Genomic DNA, 1266 nt, shown 5'->3' with positions numbered 1-1266 from the left:
TGGAGTTGCTAACTTTGTTAGGACACCATTCTTATACTCTTTAACTTTAAGAGTATGAAAAAGATCAGAAAAAATTACAGTTTAGAGTTTAAGATCCAAGCAGTATCTTTAAGTGAACAACGAGGCAATGTATCCCTAGTGGCTCAAGAATTGGGGATTTGCAAAGAAAGTTTAGTCAATTGGAGAAAGCTTCACAAAGAAGGTAAGCTTACAAAAGAAAAACAAATTTCCTCCGATCCTATAAGAGAAGAGCTACTGAGGCTTCGAAAGGAACTTGAAGAAACAAAGTTAGAACGTGACATCTTAAAAAAGGCGGTAGGCATCTTCTCCAAGAGAGACGGGTAAGATATAAATTTATCAAAGAACACGCTGGAGTGTTTTCTGTCGGGAAGATGTGTGAGGTATTAAAGGTAAGCAGGAGCAGTTTCTATCATTGGAAGAAAAGAAAACCTACTATGCGATCAGAAAGAAGAGCTGTTTTATCTGCGGAGATCTTCAGTATTTATCATTGGAGCCGTGGCAGATATGGGAGCCCCAGGATTGTCAGGGAACTGGAATCAAAAGGAATAAGAGCTTCTCGTCCTTTTGTAGCAAAGCTGATGAGGGAAAGAGGTTTGAGAAGTATTGTAAAGAAAAAATTTAAGAAGACTACCAACTCATCTCATCGATACCCTGTTGTTGAAAATTATCTGAATCAGAATTTTCAGGTTAAAAGCAGTAAAGAGGTCTGGGTCTCTGATATTACCTATATCCGGACAGGTCAGGGCTGGTTATATCTCACGACGGTCATTGATTTATATGACAGAAAAGTTATAGGCTGGTCATTAAGTGAGACGATGAAGGCTCAGGATACAAGTATTGCTGCCTTGAAAATGGCACGGCTTCACCGTCCTTTACAGGATCATGATAGTTTAATTTTCCATTCAGACAGAGGGATACAGTATGCGTGCACAGAATTTACGTCAATAGTCGGGAAAAACATTACCCGAAGTATGAGTGGAAAGGGAAATTGCTATGACAATGCTGTAGCGGAGAGTTTTTTCAAGACTCTGAAAACCGAACTTGTCTATCAAAATAAATATGAAACTAGAGACCATGCCAAAAACTCTGTGTTTGAATATATAGAAACATTTTACAACACTCACAGAAGGCATTCAGCTTTAGGGAATTTAACCATAAGAGAGTATCAAAATTTAATGTCTAATCAATCTAAAAATGTAGCATAAAGAGTATATAAATTTTGTCTCAAAAATAGTTGCAAGTTCA

General features: G+C 37.4%; 2 protein-coding genes. Both read left to right on the top strand.

Annotation, left to right across the window (positions count from 1 at the left end):
* Window positions 1-54: 54 nt before the first annotated feature.
* The gene (locus PMI13_RS21800) at window positions 55-345 is read left to right on the top strand and encodes a transposase (protein ID WP_007845902.1); all 291 of its coding nucleotides are present in this window, start codon (window positions 55-57) and stop codon (window positions 343-345) included.
* A gap of 11 nt (window positions 346-356) precedes the next feature.
* On the top strand, window positions 357-1226 hold the full coding sequence (locus PMI13_RS16715) for an IS3 family transposase (RefSeq protein ID WP_394330399.1): 870 nt from the start codon (window positions 357-359) through the stop codon (window positions 1224-1226).
* Window positions 1227-1266 lie beyond the last annotated feature (40 nt).

It is taken from the genome of Chryseobacterium populi (genome assembly GCF_000282115.1).
In the GTDB taxonomy this organism is placed as follows: domain Bacteria; phylum Bacteroidota; class Bacteroidia; order Flavobacteriales; family Weeksellaceae; genus Chryseobacterium; species Chryseobacterium populi.
This window is presented reverse-complemented; position numbering and strand designations above follow the sequence as displayed.